Here is a 19,247-nt window from a genome sequence, read left to right on the forward strand (position 1 = left end):
TTGCGTCGCAGCATCGCCAGTCGAATCGTTTTTCAGCCCAGCTGGACAGGCACCGGCGGCGGATTGAGTTCGGTGAACATGCCGTTCCAGTAGGGGTAATAGGGATACGGCGGAACCACCGCGCTGGCGGCATCGAGTCGCGCGATCTGTGCGGCATCGAGTGACCATCCAGCGGCATCGAGGTTCTGCCGCAACTGCTGCTCGTTGCGCGCACCGATCAACACCGTCGACACGGTCGGCCGTTGCAGCAACCAGTTCAACGCGATCTGCGGAACGGCCTTGCCGGTCTCGGCCGCGATTTCATCCAGCACGTCGATGACGCGATACAGGCGCTCCTCGTCCACCGGCGGCGCGAATCCGGCGGTGTCGTGCAGGCGACTGCCGGGCGGCAGCGGCTGGCCCCGGCGGATCTTGCCGGTCAGTCTTCCCCAACCCAGCGGACTCCACACCACGGCGCCAATGCCCTCCTCCCGATCCAGCGGCATCAACTCCCATTCGTAGTCGCGCCCGATCAGCGAGTAATAGACCTGGTTGGCGATGTAACGCGAGTAGCCGCGGCGATCGGCGATCGCCAGCGACTTCATCAACTGCCAGCCGGAGAAGTTCGACACGCCGAGATAACGGATCTTGCCCGCCGTCACCAGGCCATCGAGCGTCGACAACGTTTCCTCGATCGGCGTGTGCGCATCGAAGGCATGCAATTGCAGCAGGTCGATGTAGTCGGTGCCGAGCCGGCGCAGCGATGCATCCACGGCCTTCAGCAATCGCGATCGCGAGGCGCCGACATCGTTCGGGCCATCGCCGAGGCGGAGCGCGGTCTTGGTCGAGATGATTGCCTGGTCGCGCCGCCCCTTCAATGCCGCGCCGAGGATTTCCTCGGACGCGCCATCGGAATAGACATCGGCGGTATCGAAGAAATTGACCCCGGCATCGAGGCAGATATCGATGAGGCGGCGCGCTTCTTCGACGTCGGTATTGCCCCATGCGGAGAACAGCGGACCCTTGCCGCCGAACGTGCCGACACCAAAGCCGAGCGCGGGCACCTTGAGGCCGGAAGCGCCGAGAAAACGTGTTTCCATGATCAGTCTCCTGCAGAGTTGGATGAAGTTCGAAAGGCGGATGCGCCGGCGATCGACAGTCGTTCGCCAACGGCGCGAGCCATGGCTTCATAACCGACATCCCCGGGGTGCAGGTGATCTCCGGAATCGTAGCGTTGCAACATGCGAGACGGCCGCGCGGGATCACGCAGCAACGCGTCGAAATCCACGACGGCGTCGAATTCTCCGCTGTCGCGGATCCAGTGGTTGACCGTGCGCCGCAGGCGGTCTTTGGCAACGGTGTAGTAACCCGTGATCGGAGTTCCTTCCAACGCGCCTTCAAACGGCGTAAGCGTGGCGCCAACGATGCGCACGCCACTGCCGTGCGCACGCGCGATCAGCTGGCGATATCCCGCGATCAACGTGTCGGCATCGACCATCGGTGCATCCGGCGCAAATGGTGTGCCGGGCCACGCGATGTCATTGATGCCCATCAGCACAACCACGGTATTGACGCCTGGCTGGGCCAGCACATCGCGGTCGAGGCGGGCCAGGGCGCTTTCTCCCATGCCACCGGCGAGCAAGCGTGCGCCGGAAATGCCGCCATTGACCACTGCGATCCCACGGTCGCCCAGGGCGCGGCTGAGAAAGTCTGGCCAGCGCCGCTCCTCGCCAGGCGTCGACGCATTGCCATCGGTGATCGAATCACCGAATGCGACGATCAGTTTGGGTGAGTCGGCCTCGACCTGGACCGCACTGACGAACAACCGAACCGGAGCCCTGGCGCTGAATCGGAAGCGGGTTGCCGCAGCTGCATTGCCGTCGGCGATCCAGGCGTCTTCAAGCCCTTCCCAGTGAAAGGTCGCCGGCGCGGTCGGCTGAGGCAGGTAGAGACTCAGCAACACATGATCGCCGGCGCGAGTCGGCATTGCGACGGGATCACTCACCCATGCCGCGCCCGCAGGAATCGAAACCGTGGTGCGTCCGGAGAAGGTCAGGATGCGATCGCTACCCGCCAAACCATCCGGGCCTTGACCCGCGATGGCGAGATCAGCCGCGCCCACGACCAGCGGCGTGTCACCGTAAACATTCGTCAACACCACGCGCAGGCGTGCGCCATCCACGGCGACCCTCACGCGCTGGCGCACGGTCTGGTTCCACAAACCGGCCGGCAATTTGGTCGGCAACGGGAAATTGCCATCCCACCGCGCTTGCGGGCTGGCGTACCACGCGGTGACCCAACGCTTCGCCGACCATGCGTCTGCGGCAACGCCAAACCACAGCAGGACAACCAGCAGCGCCGATACGATCTTCGCTTGCAATCCTTGCATCAGTGCACTCCTTGTCCCGCTTTCAGGAAAGCGGAAGCAGGCGTGCTTGCATTGGCGAAGCGTTCCCTTCGGATCGCATACAACGCGACCAGCAATGCAGATGCGGGCACCAATGCGCCGACCCAGGTCAACGCCGGCAGACCGGTGCCGGACGCGATCACGGCGCCACCCAGCCACGCGCCGAACGCGTTGCCGAGGTTGAACGCACCGATGTTCAGGCTGGAGGCGAGGCTTTGCGCACCCTCGGCCTTGCGCAGCACCCACAGTTGCAGCGGCGCGACCGTGGCGAACGCAGCCGCACCAAGCAGGCCGGCGAACAGCACCATCGCGATCTTGTCGTGCAGGGCGAAAGCCATCAGCGCCATGACCGCCGCCAAAGCCGCCAGCGTGCCGAGCAGCGCTTTTGCCAGGCCGCGATCGGCGAAGCGACCGCCAAGCAGATTGCCGATGATCATGCCGACGCCGAACACCAGCAGGATCGGCGACACCGCCGCGTCGGTGAAACCGGTGACCTGGGTCAGCAACGGCTGGATGAAGGTGTAAACGGTGAACATGCCGCCGAAGCCGAGCACGGTCATCAGCAGGCCCAGCAACACCGGCGGCCGCGCTACCGCACGCAGCTCGTCGCCGAGCCGGGCGGCTTCGTGCGCGCCACGGTCGCGTGGCACCAATGTCGCGATCACGCCTGTCGCGATCACGCCGACCGCGGCCACCGCCCAGAACGTCGCGCGCCAGCCGTAGTGCAGGCCCAGCCAGGCGCCGGCCGGGACGCCAAGCAGCGTCGCCACGGTGAGGCCGGTGAACATGATCGAGATCGCCGACGCCTTGCGGTCCTCATCGACCAGCGAGGTGGCGACCACCGCGCCGACGCCGAAGAAGGTGCCGTGCGCCAGCGAGGTCAGCACGCGCGCGGCCATCAGCAATCCATAGTTCGGCGCCAAGGCGCAGGCCAGGTTGCCGAGAGTGAACACCACCATCAACGCGACCAGCACCGCCTTGCGCGGCAGGCGTCCGGTCGCCGCGGTCAGCAGCGGCGCACCCGCGAAAACGCCCAAGGCATAGCCCGAGATCAGCAGGCCGGCGCTGGCGATGGTGACGTGGAGGTCGGAGGCGACCTGCATCAGCAGGCCCATGATCACGAACTCGGTGGTGCCGATGCCGAAGGCGCCGGCAGTCAGGGCATAGACGCCCATGGGCATGCCGCGGCGGGCTATCGGGGAAGAGGTCATTGCCACGATTCCTGAACTGGAAGGCGGACAGGGTGAGGCTTCCCATCCATTCGAAAAATGGTGAATATCTGGATTGACTATCAATTGAAAATTGATAATGAACCGGATTGGCGACCTCGACCTGTTCCTGCACGTCCTCGACCAGGGCTCGATCACCGCGGCCGCGCGCAGCCTGGACCTGTCGGTGGCGGTCGCCAGCCAGCGGCTGAAACGGCTGGAGAACGAGTTGGGCGTGCGCCTGTTCCACCGCACCACGCGCCGGCTGCACCCCACGCCGGAAGGACTGGCGCTGGCCCAGCAGGGCCGGCCATTGGTCGAGGAGCTGGAATCGCTTGGCGCCAGCCTGCGCGAAGGTGCACGCGAGGTCTCCGGCACATTGCGGGTCACGCTGTCGGCGACCTTCGGACGCCAGTACGTGTCGCCACTCTTGCCGGAATTCATGGCCCGGCACCCGAAGCTGCGCCTGCGCACGCACCTGACCGACCAATCGGTCGATCTCGTCAGCGAGGGCTACGACCTGGCCATCCGCATCGGCGCGCTGGAAGACTCCAGCCTGGTCGCGCGCCGCATCGCCTCGAATCGACGCGTGGTCTGCGCCTCATCCGACTATCTCGCGCGACACGGTGAACCGCGCACCCCGCAGGAGCTGGCCGACCACGACTGCCTGCTCCTGTTCGGTCGCGATGGTCCCCACGACCTGTGGCGCTTCACCGCTCCCGATGGCGCCGATTTCGCCGTGCGCGTGCATGGCCGCTTCGAGAGCGACCTGGGCGAATTTATCCGTGACGCCGCGTTGGCCGGCCAGGGCATCGCGACGTTTTCGCTATGGCATGTCATCGACGATCTGCGCGCGGGCCGGATGCAGGTGATCCTGCCGGACTACCGGTTGCCGGCCACGTCGATCAACGCGGTGACGCCACACCGCCGCACCACTCCGCCGCGCGTGCGCGCCTTCGTCGACTTCCTCAGTGAGAAATTCGGCGACGTGCCGCCCTGGGAACGTTGATCGTCAATTCGCCGCGGGGCCGCCCGCTGCCGCGATCGCCGCTTCGATGTCGGCGGCCTTGACCGGGCGCATGAAACGCTTCACCACCTTGCCCTGCGGATCGATCAGCCAACTGATCGGCAAGGTCGGCGGCAAGCCGAAATCGGCAGGCGGCGATCCGGGATCGACCTGCACGATCGGGTAGACCACCGGATGCTTCTGCAGGAACGCCTGCAATTCCGCTGGAGCGATGTCGTCATTGGCGATCCCGACCACCTTGATGTACTCGCGCAACGCCGCCAGCGCCGAAAGATCCGGCATCTCCTGCAGGCACGGACCGCACCACGTCGCCCAGTAATTCACCACGACCCAATGGCCGCGCTGCTCGGCGAGATCGAAGGTTTTGCCATCGACGGTGGGGAGGCGGAGCTTTGGTTGCGCGCCGACATCGGCGAGCCCCGCAGCAGGCGACGGCGTCGGAGTCGCGGGCTGCGTTGGCGCAGGCTTGGCGGCAGGCGACGTTGCCTGCGGCTGCTCCGGATGCGGTTTGCATGCGGCCAGCACCAGCACGACGGCAAGCGCGGACAAGCGGAGAGAGCGGTTCATCGTGTTCATTGCAGTTCGTTTCCGGTTTCGGAATAGATGGTGGCGACCTTGCGCTTCATCGCTTCGCGCAGTGGCATGCGCAATTCGTCGATCACGCGCATCACGTCGCTGCCCAGCGCATCGTCGCGCATCGGCAGCATCGTCTCCTCGACCGGGATGCGCAATTGCGCGACGACATAGAGCTCGCTGAGGCTGACGTCCGCAAGGTCGCGCGACAGCAGCCATTCGCCGGTTTCGGCGCGCTTGACGATGCCGGCTTCGCTCAGCTTCGACAGCATCTCCTGCACCAGCGAATCGGTGAGGATCGGGTCGAGTTCGCGCAGTTCGTCGGCGTGCAAGCCGTGGCCCTGGCCGCGCGCGATCTGGAAACGCCCGAGCATGCGCAGCAGCCCGTAGATTTCGCAGCCTTCCGGCAGGCGCAATGTCGCCGGCTGGTAACGGAATGCCGACAGGCTCGACGCAAACGACGCGCCCAGCAGCACGGCGACCCAGCTCAGGTAGATCCACAACAGGAAGATGGGGATGAAGGCGACCGTGCCGTACAGCTTTTCGTAGCTGCGGAACGTGCCGAGATAGATGCCCATGCCCCATTTGACGAATTCGAACACCACCGTGGCCAACAGCGCGCCGGCGAATGCGTGTCGCCATTGCACGGTGCGATGCGGTACCACGCGATACAGCAGCAGGAACGCGACCAGCTCGATCGACGACGGCGCCATCCGCAGCATGAAGGTTTCGAGTACGCGTCCCGGTTCGGACGCGAACACGCTCATCGCGAACAGCTTGGCCGACAGCGACATGCTGGCGACCGCGATCAGGGTGCCGAGCGTGAGCACCGTCCAGTAGACGAGGAAGCGCGCGAAACGCGGACGCGCCACCGGCACCCGCCAGATGCGGTTGAAGATCGATTCCACGCTGGTCAAGGTGATCAACAGCGACAGCACCAGCGCGATGATGCCGGCGGCGGTGAGCTGACTCGCATTGAGCGAGTACTCGCTGATGTAGTGCTGCACCTGGCTCGCCGCGCTCGGCACGAAATTCGCGAAGACATAGTCGGTGAGCTGGCCGCGCAGATCCGCATACACCGGGAACGCCGCCAGCATTCCGAACACCACCGTCGCCAGCGGCACCAGCGCGAACACGGTGGTATAGGCCAGCGAGCCCGCCGACTGGAACAGGTTGTCGTCCCAGAAACGGCGGCCGAGGAAACGCATGAAGACCGCGCGCCGCACCGGGTCGCGGAGCTGCAACAGGCGGGACACGATCTGGTCGGGGATCCGGGGCATGACGCACAAGATAGCCGGTCGGCCGTAAAGCCGGCCACGTACACTGTCCGGATGAAAGAGATTCTCGTCCTCTATTACAGCCGCGGCGGATCGGTCGCGGGGCTGGCCCGCCAGGTCGCGCGCGGCATCGGCGAAGTCCCCGGCATGGCCGCGCGCCTGCGCACGGTGCCGCCAGTCGCGCCGCAGACGCAGCAGGTCCTGCCGCCCGTTCCCGAGGAAGGCGCACCCTATCTCGAGGCCCGCGATCTCGACGAATGCGTCGGTTACGCCATCGGCAGCCCGACCCGTTTCGGCAGCATGGCCGCACCGATGAAGCACTTCTTCGACGGCCTCGGCGCGCAATGGGCCAGCGGCACCCTGGTCGGCAAGCCGGCCTGCGTGTTCACCTCGACCGCGACCATGCACGGCGGCCAGGAGTCGACACTGCTCGGCATGCAGGTCCCGCTGCTGCACCACGGCTGCGTCATCGTCGGCATCCCCTTCACCGAAACGCGCCTGAGCACCACGCGCACCGGCGGTACGCCCTATGGCGCCAGCCATGTTTCCGGACCGCAGGACGATGCCGAACTCAGCGATGACGAAACCCAACTCGCGCGCGCGCTCGGCAAGCGCATCGCCACCATCGCCGCCCTGCTCTCCTCCGGCACGCACGCGTCATGACGCCCGCACGCCGGATCCTGTTCGCGGCACTGGTGCTGCTGGCCCTGCTCGATCTTGCCTGGTTCTGGCATGAGCCCCTGGCGCGCATCGTGTTCACGCTGCCGCCCGCGTTGTGCGCACTCGGCGTGTGGATGCGCCGACGCACCGCCGGATTCTGGTCGGGCGTGCTGGCGCTGCTGTGGTTTTCGCACGGAGTGATGGTGGCGTGGACGCGTCCGCCGGAACGCCTGCAGGCATGCGCGGAAATCGTGCTGGCCGTGGTGGTGATCCTCGCCGCCAGTCTGCCCGGCATGCGCGCGCGTTTTGCCCAACGACGGGCCGCGCCAAAGGTTTAAACTGGCCACCACGCCGCCGGAATCCATTCAATGCGCAACCTCGTACTCGTCGCCGCGATCGTCTCGTTCCCGCTGGCACTGCACGCGCAGGACGATCTGCTGAACCAGAGCCGCGCGGCGATGACCGCCAACTGCGTCAAGACCGCGCAGGAAAAGAGTCCGCAGCTTCCCGCCGCGAAGGTCCAGATGTATTGCAGCTGCGTCTCGAACCGCTTGATCACCGACCAGGCCAGCCTCATCCGCGTCAGCGAAGCCGGCTTGAAAATGATGCGCAAGGAGCCGGGCGCGCAGGAAGAATTGGCGAAACTCGCGGGTCCCGCCGCATTGATGTGCGCCAGCGAAATGCAGGGCAAATAAGATGGACGACCTGCTGATCGTCACCACCGGCGGCACCATCGACAAGATCTATTTCGATGCGAAATCGGACTATCAGGTCGGCGATCCACAGATCGGCCGCATCCTCACCGCGCTCGGCGTGGCCTTCCGCTTCCACGTGATCCCGCTGCTGCGCAAGGATTCGCTGTTCATCGACAACAGCGATCGCGAGTTGATGCGCGCCACCATCGCCGCCCAGGCCGAGCGCTGCGTGCTCGTCACCCACGGCACCGACAGCATGGTGGAGACCGCCAAGGTCCTGCGCACGATCTCCGACAAGACGATCGTGCTGACCGGCGCGCTGAATCCGGCGCGCTTCGAAGGTTCCGACGCCGAGTTCAACATCGGCTGCGCGGTCGGTGCGGTGCAGTCGCTGCCGCCAGGCGTCTACATCGCCATGAACGGTCGCATCTGGGATCCGGCGAAAGTGCGCAAGAACGTCGAAGCCAACCGCTTCGAGGCGGCGGGCTGAGCCATGCCGGCCCCGCGGCTCAAGCGGGTTTACGACGCGCCCGCCAGCGATGACGGCCAGCGGATCCTGGTCGATCGACTGTGGCCGCGCGGGCTGACCAAGGAAAAGGCGGCTGTCGATCTCTGGGCGAAGAGCGTTTCTCCCAGCGACGCTCTGCGCCATGAATTCCACGGCCATCCGGAACGCTGGGAAGAATTCGTCTCGGCCTACGAGAAGGAACTGGAAGGCAATCCCGCATTGGCGGAACTGAAGGAACTGGTTCGCAAGGAACGCACGACGCTGCTCTATGCCTCGCGCGACGAAGCGCACAACAACGCAGTCGTGCTGGCCGCAGTCCTGAAGAAATAATCGAAAAGCGGATGACCACGAGCAACAAGCAGGCCGTCGGAAGCGGCTACGTCCTGGAACAGATGCAGCTGGCCCGGGAAAGAACCTGGGAAGTGGTTGATCGGGTTTCCAAGCAGATCGAACCCGGCATGCGCGAATCGGAAGCGGTCGCGTATTGCAAGGACATGATTGCGGAACTCGGCGCCGACCGGATCTGGCACCAGGTGATCGTCCGCTTCGGCGAAAACACCCTGAAAACGTTCAAGCAACGTTCCGACGGCGATCCGGTGCTACGGGAAAACGATACGTTCTTCATCGACCTCGGCATCGTCTGGAACGGACACGAAGGCGATGCCGGCGCGACGTATGCGGTTGGCCACGACGACGACATGACGGCATGCGCAGCGGCGGCCCGCACGCTGTTCGACGAAGTCAGGCACCACTGGGAAGCCACGCGGGCATCGGGATCGGCGCTGTACGCATTCGCGGAACAGCGCGCGGAAGCACTCGGCTGGCGGCTCAACCTCGACATCAAGGGACATCGCGTCTCGGATTTCCCCCATGCCATCTACAAGGCAGGGGATCTCGGCGATTTCGAGCACTGCCCGGACGTAGGACTGTGGATCCTGGAAATCCAGATCGCCCATCCCACCCGGCCATTCGGCGCGTTTTACGAAGACCTGCTGGTCTAGAGACCGGAGTCGGTTCTCAGAACATCCCGGTTTCGAGACGCGCAGCGTCGCTCATCATGTTGCGGTTCCACGGCGGATCGAACACCAGCTCGACGTCGGCTTCGGCGACGGTGGGAATCATTTCGAGCTTGCTGCGCACGTCGTCGACCAGGATCTCGCCCATGCCGCAACCCGGAGCGGTCAGCGTCAGCTCGACATCGACGCGGCGCTGGCCCGGGTGTTCCGGATCCGCCTTCACGTCTGCCGTATAGACCAGGCCCAATTCGACGATGTTGATCGGGATCTCGGGATCGAAGCAGGTACGCAACTGCTGCCACACCAGCTTCTCGACGTCTTCGTCGCCGGCGCCTTCCGGAAGCTCGATCGGTGCGGGCGGTTCCTTGCCGATGGCGTCGCCATCCTTGCCCGCGACACGGAACAGATTGCCTTCGACGAACACGGTCCAGCTGCCGCCGAGGGACTGGGTGATGTAGCCGATGCTGCCGGCGGGCAGGCTCACGGCTTCGCCCGAGGGCACCATGACCACCGGGCAATCGCGCTCGAAGCGCACGGGTTCGCTGTTGCGGGAGTACATCACGGCTGGGGCACGGATCCTTGAATCCGTACCATTTTAGTCCATTTTGATCGCGGACTCAGTGGCCGCCGCCGTCCAGCGCCTTGAGTTCGCTCACCAGCGCATTCGCCATTTCCGCGCCATCGCCGTAGAGCATGCGGGTGTTGTCGGTGTAGAACAGCGCGTTCTCGATCCCGGCGAACCCGGTGCCCTTGCCACGCTTGATCACCACCACGTTCTTGGCGTTGACGACATCGAGGATCGGCATGCCGTAGATCGGCGACGCCGGATCGGTCTTGGCAACCGGATTCACCACGTCGTTGGCGCCGATCACCAGCGCGACATCGGTGTTGGGGAATTCGGGATTGATGTCGTCCATGTCGGCGATCAGGTCGTAGGGCACGCCCGCTTCCGCCAGCAACACGTTCATGTGGCCAGGCATGCGTCCGGCGACCGGATGGATGGCGAACTTCACCTTGACCCCGCGCGCGGTCAGGCGCTGCGTCAGTTCCCAGATCTTGTGCTGGGCCTGCGCCACCGCCATGCCGTAACCGGGCACGATCACCACGCGTTCGGCATAGGCCATCAACGCGGCGACATCGGCGGCCTCGATCGGTTTCTGCGAACCGCTGATCTCCTGCGCGCTCGCGCCACCACCGCCGAAGTTGGAGAACAGCACGTTCTTGATGCTGCGGTTCATCGCCTTGGCCATCAGGCGCGTCAACAGCATGCCGGCCGCGCCGACCATGGTGCCGGCGATGATCAGCGCCGGATTGCCAAGGACGTAGCCTTCGAACGCCACCGCCAGACCAGTGAAGGCGTTGTAGAGCGAGATCACCACCGGCATGTCGGCACCGCCGATCGGCAACGTCATCAGCTTGCCGAGGCCGAGCGCGAGCAGGAAGAAGGCGACGATCCACGGCAGCGCCAGCGTGTGTACCGCCATCGCCCCGCAGATGATCGCGGCAACCGCGACCGCCGCGTTGAACCACTGCTGGCCGGGGAAGGTGTAGCGCTTGTCCATGCGGCCATCGAGCTTGGCCCAGGCGATGATCGAACCGGTCAGCGAGACCGCGCCGATCAGCGAACCGATGCCGGCCAGCGCCAACGCGAATTCGGAAGGATGCTCGCCACCCGATGACGCCTTCCACAACTCCACCGCGCCAATCGCAGCCGCCGAACCGCCGCCCATGCCGTTGAACAGCGCGACCATCTGCGGCATGTCGGTGATCGCCACCTTCTTGCCCCACAGCCAGGTCGGCACCACGCCGACGATGACGGCGACAAGGATCAGGCCGATGTTGTGCAGGTTCGGCAACGCGAACGTCGCAATCGTCGCCAGCACCATGCCGATGCCCGCCCACTGGATGCCGCTGCGCGCGGTCTTGGGGCTTGCCATGCGTTGCAGGCCAAGCAGGAACAGCGTTGCCGCCACGAAGTAACTCAACGCGACCAGCGTCTGCATGCTGAAGCCGCTCATGCGCCGCCCCCGGGCTTCTTGGAACTCTTGAACATCTCGAGCATGCGTTCGGTCACCACGTAACCACCGGCGGCATTGCCCGCGCCGAGCACCACGGCGATGAAGCCCAGCACTTTTTCGGTTGGCGTTTCCGCCATGCCCAGCACCACCATCGCGCCGATCAGCACGATGCCGTGGATGAAGTTGGAGCCCGACATCAGCGGCGTGTGCAGGATCACTGGCACGCGGGAGATGATCACGTGGCCGGCGATCGCCGCCAGCATGAAGATGTACAGCGCAGTGAAGCCGTCGCTCATGGCGTGTCTCCATTCGATTGCGGGCGCGGCGGCCACACGGTTTTCGCGAGCAGTTCGTCGTTCCAGTCGAAGGCGAGCGCGCCGTCCTTCAGCATCAGGCTGACGAAATTGAAGACGTTGCGCGCGAACATCTCGCTGGCGTGGGTCGCGCCCATCGAGGCGAGATCGAGCGGCCCGGCGATGGTGACGCCCGCATGCTCGATGGTGCGTCCGGGCTGCGTCAGCTCGCAGTTGCCGCCGGTTTCCGCGGCGAGGTCAACAATCGTGCTGCCCGGCTTCATCCCTTCGACCATCGCCGCGGTCACGATCTTCGGCGCGGGACGCCCGGGGACCGCCGCGGTGCAGACGATCACGTCGACGCTGCGCAAGTGATCGGCAAGGCGACGTTGCTGTTCCGCGCGTTCCTCGTCGGTGAGCTGGCGCGCATACCCGCCCTCGCCCGCGGCGCTGATGCCGAGATCGAGGAAGCGTCCGCCCAGCGATTCGATCTGCTCGCGCGTCTCGGGACGCACGTCGAACCCTTCGACCTGCGCGCCGAGTCGTTTCGCGGTGGCGATCGCCTGCAGGCCGGCGACACCGGCACCGATGATCAGCACCTTTGACGGACGGATGGTGCCAGCCGCGGTGGTGAGCATCGGGAAGAAACGCGGCGTGAGTTCCGCGGCGATCAACACCGCCTTGTAGCCGGCCATCGAGGCCTGCGAACTGAGGATGTCCATCGCCTGCGCGCGGGTGGTGCGCGGCAGCCGTTCCAGCGGGAAGGCGACGATGCCGCGATCACGCAAAGCGCTCTCCCGCGATGGATCCGCTTCCGGCTGCAAGGCGCCGACCAGCACCGCGCCCTGCTTCATCGTCGCGATGGCCGCAGGCGGCGGCGCCTGCACGCAGACCACCACGTCGGCATCGCTGAACGGCGCATCGGCCAGCGTCGCGCCGGCATCGGCATACATCTGGTCGGTGAATCCGGCTGCGGAACCCGCGCCCGGGGCCACCGCGACCTGCGCACCCGCCTTCACCAGCTTGCCGCAGGTCTCGGGCGTCATCGCCACCCGGCGCTCGCCCACAGCCGCCTCACGCCCTACCCCGATCCGTACCGCCATTGCATGCCCCGATCTGGTCGTTCCCCGAATCCTAAGCGATCGCCTGCGCTCGCAGCCATTTCCGGCAGCGGGCCGCGTACCCGCTACCATCTGCAGTTCGTTTCAGCCTCCCCCGCCATGTCCGTCCCGCAGGTTTCCTTCATCCGCTGGCTATTCTTCGTGGTCATGGCCATCGCTTTCGCGGCCGCGTGGACGGTGGCGTTCTCGTTCACCCATCGCACCCTGCCGTGGCTGGCCTTGCTGGCCGCCGTCGATGCCGTCATCGCGTTGCGGGTGCTGGGCCTGCCGCGCGGCAGGCGCGGCGCCATCGCCGGGGCGATCTTCGTGGCGATCGCCGTGGCGCTGTCCAGCCTGGCCATCGCGGCGATCAGCATCGGCGGTCCGGCCGGATTCGGGCTGGTGGAATCGTTGTCGCGCCTCAGCCCGAGCCTGGCCTGGGAACTGGTCCGGCTCGCCAACGGCCTGCCGCAGCTGCTGGTCTATGTGGTGGCGATGGAACTGGCCGCCTGGTGGGGCCACGGAAGATGAACATCGGAGCGCGGCCGTCAACCTGCCTCTTCGGCAAGCGTTTCCCGGTTGTCGCCCATCCCGGGCAGACGGCGAACCGGACTCCATGTCGATACATGCAATTGCAGCCACCGCGAAGGGATTGCCCTTGAACGCGCCGGTCACGAGCGCACGCACGCTGACGATCGAGCAATTCCTCGCCGGCATCCAGTCGCGCGCCTTCCGTTTCGCCGAACTCGGGCTGCGCAACCGCGATGACGCCCTCGACGCCGTGCAGGACGCGATGCTGCGCATGCTGCGCTACGGCGACAAGCCATCCGTCGAGTGGCAGGCGTTGTTCTGGAAGATCCTGCGTACCCGCATCATCGATATCAGCCGCCGCCGCGCCTTCCGCTTCAGCTGGTTGCGCAGCACCGGGGACCAGGACGAGGACATCGCCATTGCCTGGACCGACCCGGCCGGGGATCCTTCCAACCACAACGACGGCCGCGAGGCCTATGCTCTGATGGCACAAGCGGTACGCAGGCTGCCGGCGCGCCAGCGTGAAGCGTTCACCCTGCGCGTGCTGGAAGATCTCGACGTCGCCACCACGGCGACCGTGATGGGATGCAGCGAAGGTTCGGTGAAGACGCATCTTTCCCGTGCGCGCGAGGCGCTCCGCGTGCATCTGCAGGACTGGACATGACGATGAACGACGACCACGACGACTTCGACCGCAAGGCGCGCCAGCTGTACCAGGACGCCACGCGTGAAACCCCGCAAGCGGTCCGGCAGCGGCTGCGCGCCGCGCTGGCCGCGCCGCGTCCGAGCCGCCAGGCCTGGCAACCCGTGGTCGCATTCGCCTCGGTCGCGGTCCTCGCGATCGGCGGCCTGTGGCTGCAGCGCCCGATGGTGCCGGCCGCGAACACCACGCCGGTCGCCACCGTCGCATCGGTCGCAGCCCCGGCGAATGTGGCGCCAACCGTGGCCATCACCACAAATCCCGCGAAAAAGACCGCCGTGAGCGCCACTGCGGCCTACGATAACGATCCGGAGTTCTATGCCTGGCTGGGCAACGATGCTCCGCCGGTCCCCAGGGAATGAGCAAGATGCGTGCTGCCGCGATATTGATGACAGGTCTGGTGCTGGCCGCCCCTGCGATGGCGCAACAGCCCACGGCCACGCCTGCGCCTGCCGCCAGCTATCCGGAATGGAACAAGCTGACGCAGGAACAGCGCCAAGCCCTGATCGACCCGATCCGTTCGCGCTGGAACGACAATCCCGACATGCGCGCGGAAATGCTCAAGCGCGCCCAGCACTGGCAGCGGATGACGCCGGAGCAGCGCGAGGCCGCGCATCGCGGCATGCAGCGCTGGGAAAACCTGACGCCGGAACAGCGCAAGGCGATGCACGAGCAGTGGAAGGCGATGTCGCCGGAACAGCGCAAGGCCTGGCTGGAAGCCAACGGCCCCAAGTTGCCGCCGCCACGGTCCGGTCCGGCTGGCCCGAGAACGCCGCCGCCCGCGAAACCGCAGGAACATCGCTGAGCACCGCGGGTAAACCGCCGCATCACCCCACTTGCGCGAAGCGTCGCTCCCCGAGCGAATCGGCGACCTGCGCCATCACCTGATCGACCGGCGGCTCGACCGAGCGCACCAGCACGCGACCATCGGCGATCAGGACGGCCATCGTTTCCGGCCGCACCACCATCCGCCGCTCGCCACGGCGATTGACCACCAGGATGCGTCCGGTGATCGCGCTGACCCAGGCGATCTTGGCCATGGTTTCCTGGGCCCCGTCCTCGATGATGCGCAGCCCCTGCCCCGCACGCAGCCGGCGCACGCGTGCGACCAGCACGCTGTCCACGCCACGCGAACGCCGCTCCATGTCGGGAACGTGCAGCGGCAGTTCGTCGAGCAGCGGTTCCGGCGGATTGGAGAGCATCGCCTCGTCCGGCGCGGCATCGGCGCGCAACAGGCCGCCGGCCAGGCGCGCCAGCGCCTCGATCGCGGCTTCGCCCTGCAAGCCGACGAAGCGCAGGTCCTCGAGGATGGCGGCGCGATTGTGTTCGAAGCTGGCAGCCAACGCGCGGCTGCGCAGGGCCACCGCATCGGCGTCCATCTGCAGCAAGGCATCGCCGACGGCGCGCATCGCCTGGTAGCGCGGCGAACGATCGCCGAAACGCAGCCAACCCTGCACCAGCACGTTGCGCCAGTATTCCGAGAGGAAGCGGAAGGTATCCGGCAACACCTTGCGTCCCTCGAGCGAGGAATTCACCGCTTCGTCGGCGGCGATCCGCGCCTGGCGCAAACGTTCCTGGCCCTGCAGGGTTTCGGTGATGCGGCGTTCCGTCACTTCAGCCAGCGTGCGCTGGCGATCGAGCAATTCCTGCAATTCGCGGGCGGCGAGATCGAAGATCGCCATGTTCTCCTGGAAGCGCGCGACCACCTGGTCGACGACCTGCGATGCGCGCTCCAGCATCGAGCGGCTGGCGTGGGTGTCGCCGGTATTTCCGTCGCAGGCTTCGACCAGTGCATCGAGCAGGCGTCGCGCGGGGTGGCCGCGGTTTTCGAACAACGAATCGTCGATCACCGCGACCTTGACGTAGGGCACGACCAGCTTGCCCATCATCTTCGTCGCCGGCTCCTCGAAGGCGTTGGCGCGCTGCAGGCCATCGAACAGCATCGCCACCAGGTCGACCGCATCCTCCTCGACTTCGGCGAACGACGACTGCTGGGGATCGAAACCGAACTGCCCGGCGGCCGCCATCAGTTCCTGGCGGATCACCATCGGCAACGAGCGATCGTCTTCGCCGCGCAAGGCGCGGACGAATGGCGCCGGATCGTCGCCCTGGAGGACGGAAGCGATCGTCAGCACTTCGGAGGTATTGATCACCCGCGCCATCGCGGTCGGCGCAATCCGCGGGCTGCCCTCGCCGCTGCTGACGCGACGGCGCCAGGCATCCAGCTGGGCGTGGATGCGCGCGCGGTAACGGGTTTCGGGACGCACGCTGGCGTAGCTGCCCATCTCGACGGGAACGCGCGGCCCGGCATGCGAGGGCGCGTGTTCGCTGCCGTAGGTTTCCTCCATGCCGGCTGCACCGCCATGGCCGCCACCAAGATTCGCCGGCAAGGACTCGACCATGCCGCCATCCGGCTGCCATCCGGCACCGCCGCCCCCTCCTCCTCCACCCGCGGCGTGGCCGGAAGCCGGGTTGTCGAACGCCTCGACGACGGATTCGCCATCGCCGATGATCCGCAGCAACTCCGGGACCAATGCGCGCAGGATCGTCGCCATCTGGGTTTCGTAATGGCGCATCAGCACCGGGATCAGGGTTGAGGACATCGCCTCGCGATCAAGCGTCGAAATGAAGCTGCGGGTGATTCCCTCGATGCTCCACGAGCTCTCGTGCGCGGGCAGGTCCGCGCCGCGCGCGAACCCGTCGATCGCGCGATCCAGGCGTTGGGCCAATGGCCCCAGGCGCCCACGGATGGTGTCATTGCATTGCTGGCCTTCGATCTCGAGCAGCAATTCGCTTTCGCCCATCAGGGTCAACGCGGTGCCGTGGCGCACCGACTGCCGGTGCCACCATCCCATCGCATCCGCCTCCAGCGTCGCGCGCAGGCGCGCATGCCAGTCCTGGGTGCCGTCCAACATGCCGTGCACGATGAACTGGTCGCGCGGCAGGGTGGAGAAATTGGTGGGTCCGACCGGAATCCGGTCGAGCGCGCTCTTCAGCTCGCTCCAGAATGGCGCAAGCTTCGCCGACACGAACTCGGCAACCAGGCGTGCCGCCTTCCTTTGCTGCTCTTCAACCTGGCTTGTCGCGGGAATTGTGGAATCATTCCGAGTCAAGCCATACCTCTGAGATGCTGACCGCCGCCCCCAGGCGACGGGAAGAATCCCCCCTATTCACCATCCTAAGCAGGAAACCTTCACACGTCCATGACATTTGAATGCCTTGATCGCCGCCGATCGGTTCCATCCCGCCAACTGTCGGCGCCGGGTCCGGACGATGCCCAGTTCGCCCGCATGTTGCAGTCCGCGATCCGTGTTCCCGATCACGGAAAACGCGTTCCGTTCCGCTTCCTGCGCATCCGCGGCGACGCCCGCCTCGCCCTCGGCGGATTGCTGGAGGCGCGCACCCGCGAGCGCGATCCCCACGCCGGCGACGCCATCCTGCAGAAGGAACGCGAACGCTTCAGTTTCGCGCCGCTGATCGTCGCCGTGATCGCCCAGCAGGGACCGGACGAAAAGATCCCGGCCAGCGAACGCTATGCCACGGCATCGTGCGTCTGTTTCGCCCTGCTGATGGCGGCGCAGGCCGCCGGTTTCGGCGCGCAATGGCTGACCGGCTGGGCCGCCACCGACCCGGTGATCCGCGCGGATCTCGGCATCGCCGAAAACGAGGCGATCGTCGGCTTCATCCATATCGGCACCCCGCTGATGGAAGCGCCGGAACGCGATCGCCCCGATCCTTCCGCGCTGCTCAGCGACTGGACGCCACGGTGAGCCGGGTGCTGCATCCACGCCCGACCCTGTACCTGGTCGATGCCAGCATGTACGTGTTCCGCGCCTGGCATTCGATGCCGGACGAATGGCACGACGACGACGGCTGGCCGCTCAATGCCGTCCACGGTTTCGCGCGCTTCCTGGTGGAACTGATCGAACGCGAGAAGCCACGGCATGTCGTGGTCGCCTTCGACGAAGCGCTGGATTCGTGCTTCCGCAACCGGCTCTATCCCGAATACAAGGCCAACCGCGAGCCCGCGCCGGAAGAACTGCGCCGTCAATTCGCGCACTGCAAGGCGCTGAGCTCGGCACTGGGCCTGGCGGTCCTCGCGCACACCGATTACGAAGCCGACGACCTGATCGGCAGCGCCCTGGTGCAGGCACGCGCGCACAATGCGCGCGGCGTGATCGTCTCGGCCGACAAGGACCTGTCGCAGTTGCTGCAGGACGACGACGAACAATTCGACTTCGCCCGCGGCCTGCGCTGGAGCGAAGCCGGCGTCAAGGCGAAACATGGCGTGCAGGCGCACCAGATCGCCGATTACCTTGCGCTGTGCGGCGACGCCGTCGACAACATTCCCGGCGTGCCCGGCATCGGCCAGAAAACCGCCGCGGTGCTGATCTCGCACTTCGGATCGCTCGATGCCCTGCTCGCCCGCGTCGACGAAGTGCCGTTCCTGCGCCAGCGCGGTTCGGCGCGCGCGGCGGCATCGCTGCGCGAGCATCGCGAGAAGGTGTTGATGTATCGCGAACTCACCACGATCGCCGTCGATGCGCCGCTGGATCCGCATGAGGCGCCGTTTGCGCGTGGTGGCGCCGATGCCGTGGCGCTGTCATCCCTGTGCGATAGCCTGCGTTTTGGTCCGCTGACCCGTCGCCGCCTGCAGGTGGCAGCCGGTCTCGACTCCACAGCCACCGCCTGAGATCCGCATGGCCCACCAAATCGACGCTCCCAGCGAACTCCTGTACGAAGGCAAGTGGTTGCGGCTGGTCAAGCGCGGAACCTGGGAATCGTGCGAACGCGTGCATCGCGAGGGCATGGCGGTGCTGATCATCGCGGTGACGCCGGAAGACGAAGTGCTGTTCGTCGAGCAATACCGCGTGCCGCTGCAGGCGCGCACCATCGAGATGCCAGCCGGGCTCGTCGGCGACGAACACGACGACGACACGCTTGAAGAGGCGGCCCGGCGCGAACTGATCGAGGAAACCGGCTGGGATGCGCACGATGTGCGCGTGCTGTTGATCGGACCGACCAGTTCCGGCATGAGCAATGAACGGATCGCTTTCGTGCGCGCCCGCGGGCTGGTGAAGGTCGGCGACGGCGGCGGCACGCCCGACGAAGGCATCACCGTGCATGCGGTCCCCCGCAGCCAAGCCCCGGCATGGCTGATGCAGAAACACGCCGAAGGCTACGAACTCGACCTCAAGCTGTGGGCCGGGTTGTGGATGATCGATCACGAGCCGGACGGCAGCCCGGCTCGCTGA

Annotated in this window: 24 protein-coding genes; 14 read left to right on the top strand and 10 right to left on the bottom strand. The window is 66.1% G+C overall.

What is annotated here, in order from left to right; genetic code table 11:
• Positions 1 to 32: 32 nt before the first annotated feature.
• From ABE093_RS00170 to ABE093_RS00180, 3 genes are all read right to left on the bottom strand, one after another.
• Entirely contained in the window at positions 33 to 1,079 is a 1,047-nt protein-coding gene (locus tag ABE093_RS00170; protein WP_430758843.1) for an aldo/keto reductase, read from the bottom strand.
• A gap of 2 nt (positions 1,080 to 1,081) precedes the next feature.
• Positions 1,082 to 2,224: an SGNH/GDSL hydrolase family protein gene (locus ABE093_RS00175; protein WP_430758844.1), complete on the bottom strand. Its 1,143-nt coding sequence runs from the start codon at positions 2,222 to 2,224 to the stop codon at positions 1,082 to 1,084.
• A 143-nt stretch (positions 2,225 to 2,367) separates the two neighbouring features.
• Positions 2,368 to 3,597, bottom strand: a complete 1,230-nt coding sequence (locus ABE093_RS00180) for an MFS transporter (protein ID WP_430758845.1) — start codon at positions 3,595 to 3,597, stop codon at positions 2,368 to 2,370.
• Positions 3,598 to 3,694: 97 nt separating this feature from the next.
• On the opposite strand from ABE093_RS00180, the gene ABE093_RS00185 reads away from it, so the two are divergent.
• Positions 3,695 to 4,603 (top strand): LysR substrate-binding domain-containing protein, encoded by a 909-nt coding sequence (locus tag ABE093_RS00185; RefSeq protein WP_430758846.1) that lies wholly within the window; start codon positions 3,695 to 3,697, stop codon positions 4,601 to 4,603.
• Between the two features lie 3 nt (positions 4,604 to 4,606).
• On the opposite strand, the gene ABE093_RS00190 is transcribed toward ABE093_RS00185, so the two are convergent.
• Complete coding sequence (locus ABE093_RS00190) at positions 4,607 to 5,188, bottom strand: TlpA disulfide reductase family protein (protein WP_430758847.1); 582 nt, start codon at positions 5,186 to 5,188, stop codon at positions 4,607 to 4,609.
• A gap of 5 nt (positions 5,189 to 5,193) precedes the next feature.
• Positions 5,194 to 6,474: a YihY family inner membrane protein gene (locus tag ABE093_RS00195; RefSeq protein WP_430758848.1), complete on the bottom strand. Its 1,281-nt coding sequence runs from the start codon at positions 6,472 to 6,474 to the stop codon at positions 5,194 to 5,196.
• A gap of 51 nt (positions 6,475 to 6,525) precedes the next feature.
• Between ABE093_RS00195 and wrbA the strand changes: the two genes are divergently transcribed.
• The 6 genes from wrbA to ABE093_RS00225 are packed head-to-tail and all read left to right on the top strand — an operon-like array spanning position 6,526 to position 9,335.
• Positions 6,526 to 7,134, top strand: coding sequence for an NAD(P)H:quinone oxidoreductase (gene wrbA, locus ABE093_RS00200; RefSeq protein WP_430758849.1), 609 nt, complete (start codon positions 6,526 to 6,528; stop codon positions 7,132 to 7,134).
• On the top strand, positions 7,131 to 7,469 hold the full coding sequence (locus ABE093_RS00205; protein WP_430758850.1) for a DUF2069 domain-containing protein: 339 nt from the start codon (positions 7,131 to 7,133) through the stop codon (positions 7,467 to 7,469). The genes wrbA and ABE093_RS00205 overlap by 4 nt, the downstream gene beginning before the upstream one ends.
• A 30-nt stretch (positions 7,470 to 7,499) precedes the next feature.
• Entirely contained in the window at positions 7,500 to 7,826 is a 327-nt protein-coding gene (locus tag ABE093_RS00210; protein ID WP_430758851.1) for a hypothetical protein, read from the top strand.
• 1 nt (position 7,827) lies between these two features.
• A complete protein-coding gene (locus ABE093_RS00215; RefSeq protein WP_430758852.1) occupies positions 7,828 to 8,316 on the top strand; it encodes an asparaginase domain-containing protein in 489 nt (162 codons plus the stop codon).
• A gap of 3 nt (positions 8,317 to 8,319) precedes the next feature.
• Positions 8,320 to 8,664 (top strand): DUF488 domain-containing protein, encoded by a 345-nt coding sequence (locus tag ABE093_RS00220; RefSeq protein ID WP_430758853.1) that lies wholly within the window; start codon positions 8,320 to 8,322, stop codon positions 8,662 to 8,664.
• An 11-nt stretch (positions 8,665 to 8,675) separates the two neighbouring features.
• Positions 8,676 to 9,335, top strand: a complete 660-nt coding sequence (locus tag ABE093_RS00225) for a M24 family metallopeptidase (RefSeq protein WP_430758854.1) — start codon at positions 8,676 to 8,678, stop codon at positions 9,333 to 9,335.
• Between the two features lie 16 nt (positions 9,336 to 9,351).
• Here the strand turns inward: ABE093_RS00225 and sufT are convergent, their stop codons facing one another.
• Genes sufT through ABE093_RS00245 form a run of 4 tightly spaced genes read right to left on the bottom strand, consistent with a single transcriptional unit; the run spans position 9,352 to position 12,764 of the window.
• Positions 9,352 to 9,909: a putative Fe-S cluster assembly protein SufT gene (gene sufT / locus ABE093_RS00230; RefSeq protein WP_430758912.1), complete on the bottom strand. Its 558-nt coding sequence runs from the start codon at positions 9,907 to 9,909 to the stop codon at positions 9,352 to 9,354.
• Positions 9,910 to 9,967: 58 nt separating this feature from the next.
• Entirely contained in the window at positions 9,968 to 11,368 is a 1,401-nt protein-coding gene (locus ABE093_RS00235; protein WP_430758855.1) for an NAD(P)(+) transhydrogenase (Re/Si-specific) subunit beta, read from the bottom strand.
• Positions 11,365 to 11,664, bottom strand: coding sequence for an NAD(P) transhydrogenase subunit alpha (locus ABE093_RS00240; RefSeq protein WP_430758856.1), 300 nt, complete (start codon positions 11,662 to 11,664; stop codon positions 11,365 to 11,367). The genes ABE093_RS00235 and ABE093_RS00240 overlap by 4 nt, the downstream gene beginning before the upstream one ends.
• Positions 11,661 to 12,764: an NAD(P) transhydrogenase subunit alpha gene (locus tag ABE093_RS00245; protein WP_430758857.1), complete on the bottom strand. Its 1,104-nt coding sequence runs from the start codon at positions 12,762 to 12,764 to the stop codon at positions 11,661 to 11,663. Before ABE093_RS00245 ends, ABE093_RS00240 begins: the two co-directional genes overlap by 4 nt.
• A 117-nt stretch (positions 12,765 to 12,881) precedes the next feature.
• On the opposite strand from ABE093_RS00245, the gene ABE093_RS00250 reads away from it, so the two are divergent.
• The 4 genes from ABE093_RS00250 to ABE093_RS00265 all read left to right on the top strand — a co-directional run bounded on the left by ABE093_RS00250 (position 12,882) and on the right by ABE093_RS00265 (position 14,797).
• Positions 12,882 to 13,292, top strand: coding sequence for a hypothetical protein (locus ABE093_RS00250; RefSeq protein WP_430758858.1), 411 nt, complete (start codon positions 12,882 to 12,884; stop codon positions 13,290 to 13,292).
• 85 nt (positions 13,293 to 13,377) lie between these two features.
• On the top strand, positions 13,378 to 13,956 hold the full coding sequence (locus ABE093_RS00255; RefSeq protein WP_430758859.1) for an RNA polymerase sigma factor: 579 nt from the start codon (positions 13,378 to 13,380) through the stop codon (positions 13,954 to 13,956).
• A complete protein-coding gene (locus tag ABE093_RS00260) occupies positions 13,953 to 14,354 on the top strand; it encodes a hypothetical protein (RefSeq protein WP_430758860.1) in 402 nt (133 codons plus the stop codon). Before ABE093_RS00255 ends, ABE093_RS00260 begins: the two co-directional genes overlap by 4 nt.
• Positions 14,351 to 14,797: a DUF3106 domain-containing protein gene (locus ABE093_RS00265; RefSeq protein WP_430758861.1), complete on the top strand. Its 447-nt coding sequence runs from the start codon at positions 14,351 to 14,353 to the stop codon at positions 14,795 to 14,797. The genes ABE093_RS00260 and ABE093_RS00265 overlap by 4 nt, the downstream gene beginning before the upstream one ends.
• 22 nt (positions 14,798 to 14,819) lie before the next feature.
• On the opposite strand, the gene ABE093_RS00270 is transcribed toward ABE093_RS00265, so the two are convergent.
• Complete coding sequence (locus ABE093_RS00270; RefSeq protein ID WP_430758862.1) at positions 14,820 to 17,021, bottom strand: DUF1631 family protein; 2,202 nt, start codon at positions 17,019 to 17,021, stop codon at positions 14,820 to 14,822.
• A gap of 174 nt (positions 17,022 to 17,195) precedes the next feature.
• On the opposite strand from ABE093_RS00270, the gene ABE093_RS00275 reads away from it, so the two are divergent.
• From ABE093_RS00275 to ABE093_RS00285, 3 genes are read left to right on the top strand one after another with little or no spacing between them, the layout of a single operon-like run.
• Positions 17,196 to 17,762 (top strand): nitroreductase family protein, encoded by a 567-nt coding sequence (locus tag ABE093_RS00275; protein ID WP_430758863.1) that lies wholly within the window; start codon positions 17,196 to 17,198, stop codon positions 17,760 to 17,762.
• The gene (locus ABE093_RS00280; RefSeq protein WP_430758864.1) at positions 17,759 to 18,685 is read left to right on the top strand and encodes a 5'-3' exonuclease; all 927 of its coding nucleotides are present in this window, start codon (positions 17,759 to 17,761) and stop codon (positions 18,683 to 18,685) included. The genes ABE093_RS00275 and ABE093_RS00280 overlap by 4 nt, the downstream gene beginning before the upstream one ends.
• Positions 18,686 to 18,692: 7 nt before the next feature.
• Entirely contained in the window at positions 18,693 to 19,247 is a 555-nt protein-coding gene (locus tag ABE093_RS00285) for an NUDIX hydrolase (protein WP_430758865.1), read from the top strand.

It is taken from the genome of Solilutibacter silvestris, from assembly GCF_050574925.1.
Taxonomy (GTDB): domain Bacteria; phylum Pseudomonadota; class Gammaproteobacteria; order Xanthomonadales; family Xanthomonadaceae; genus Solilutibacter; species Solilutibacter silvestris_A.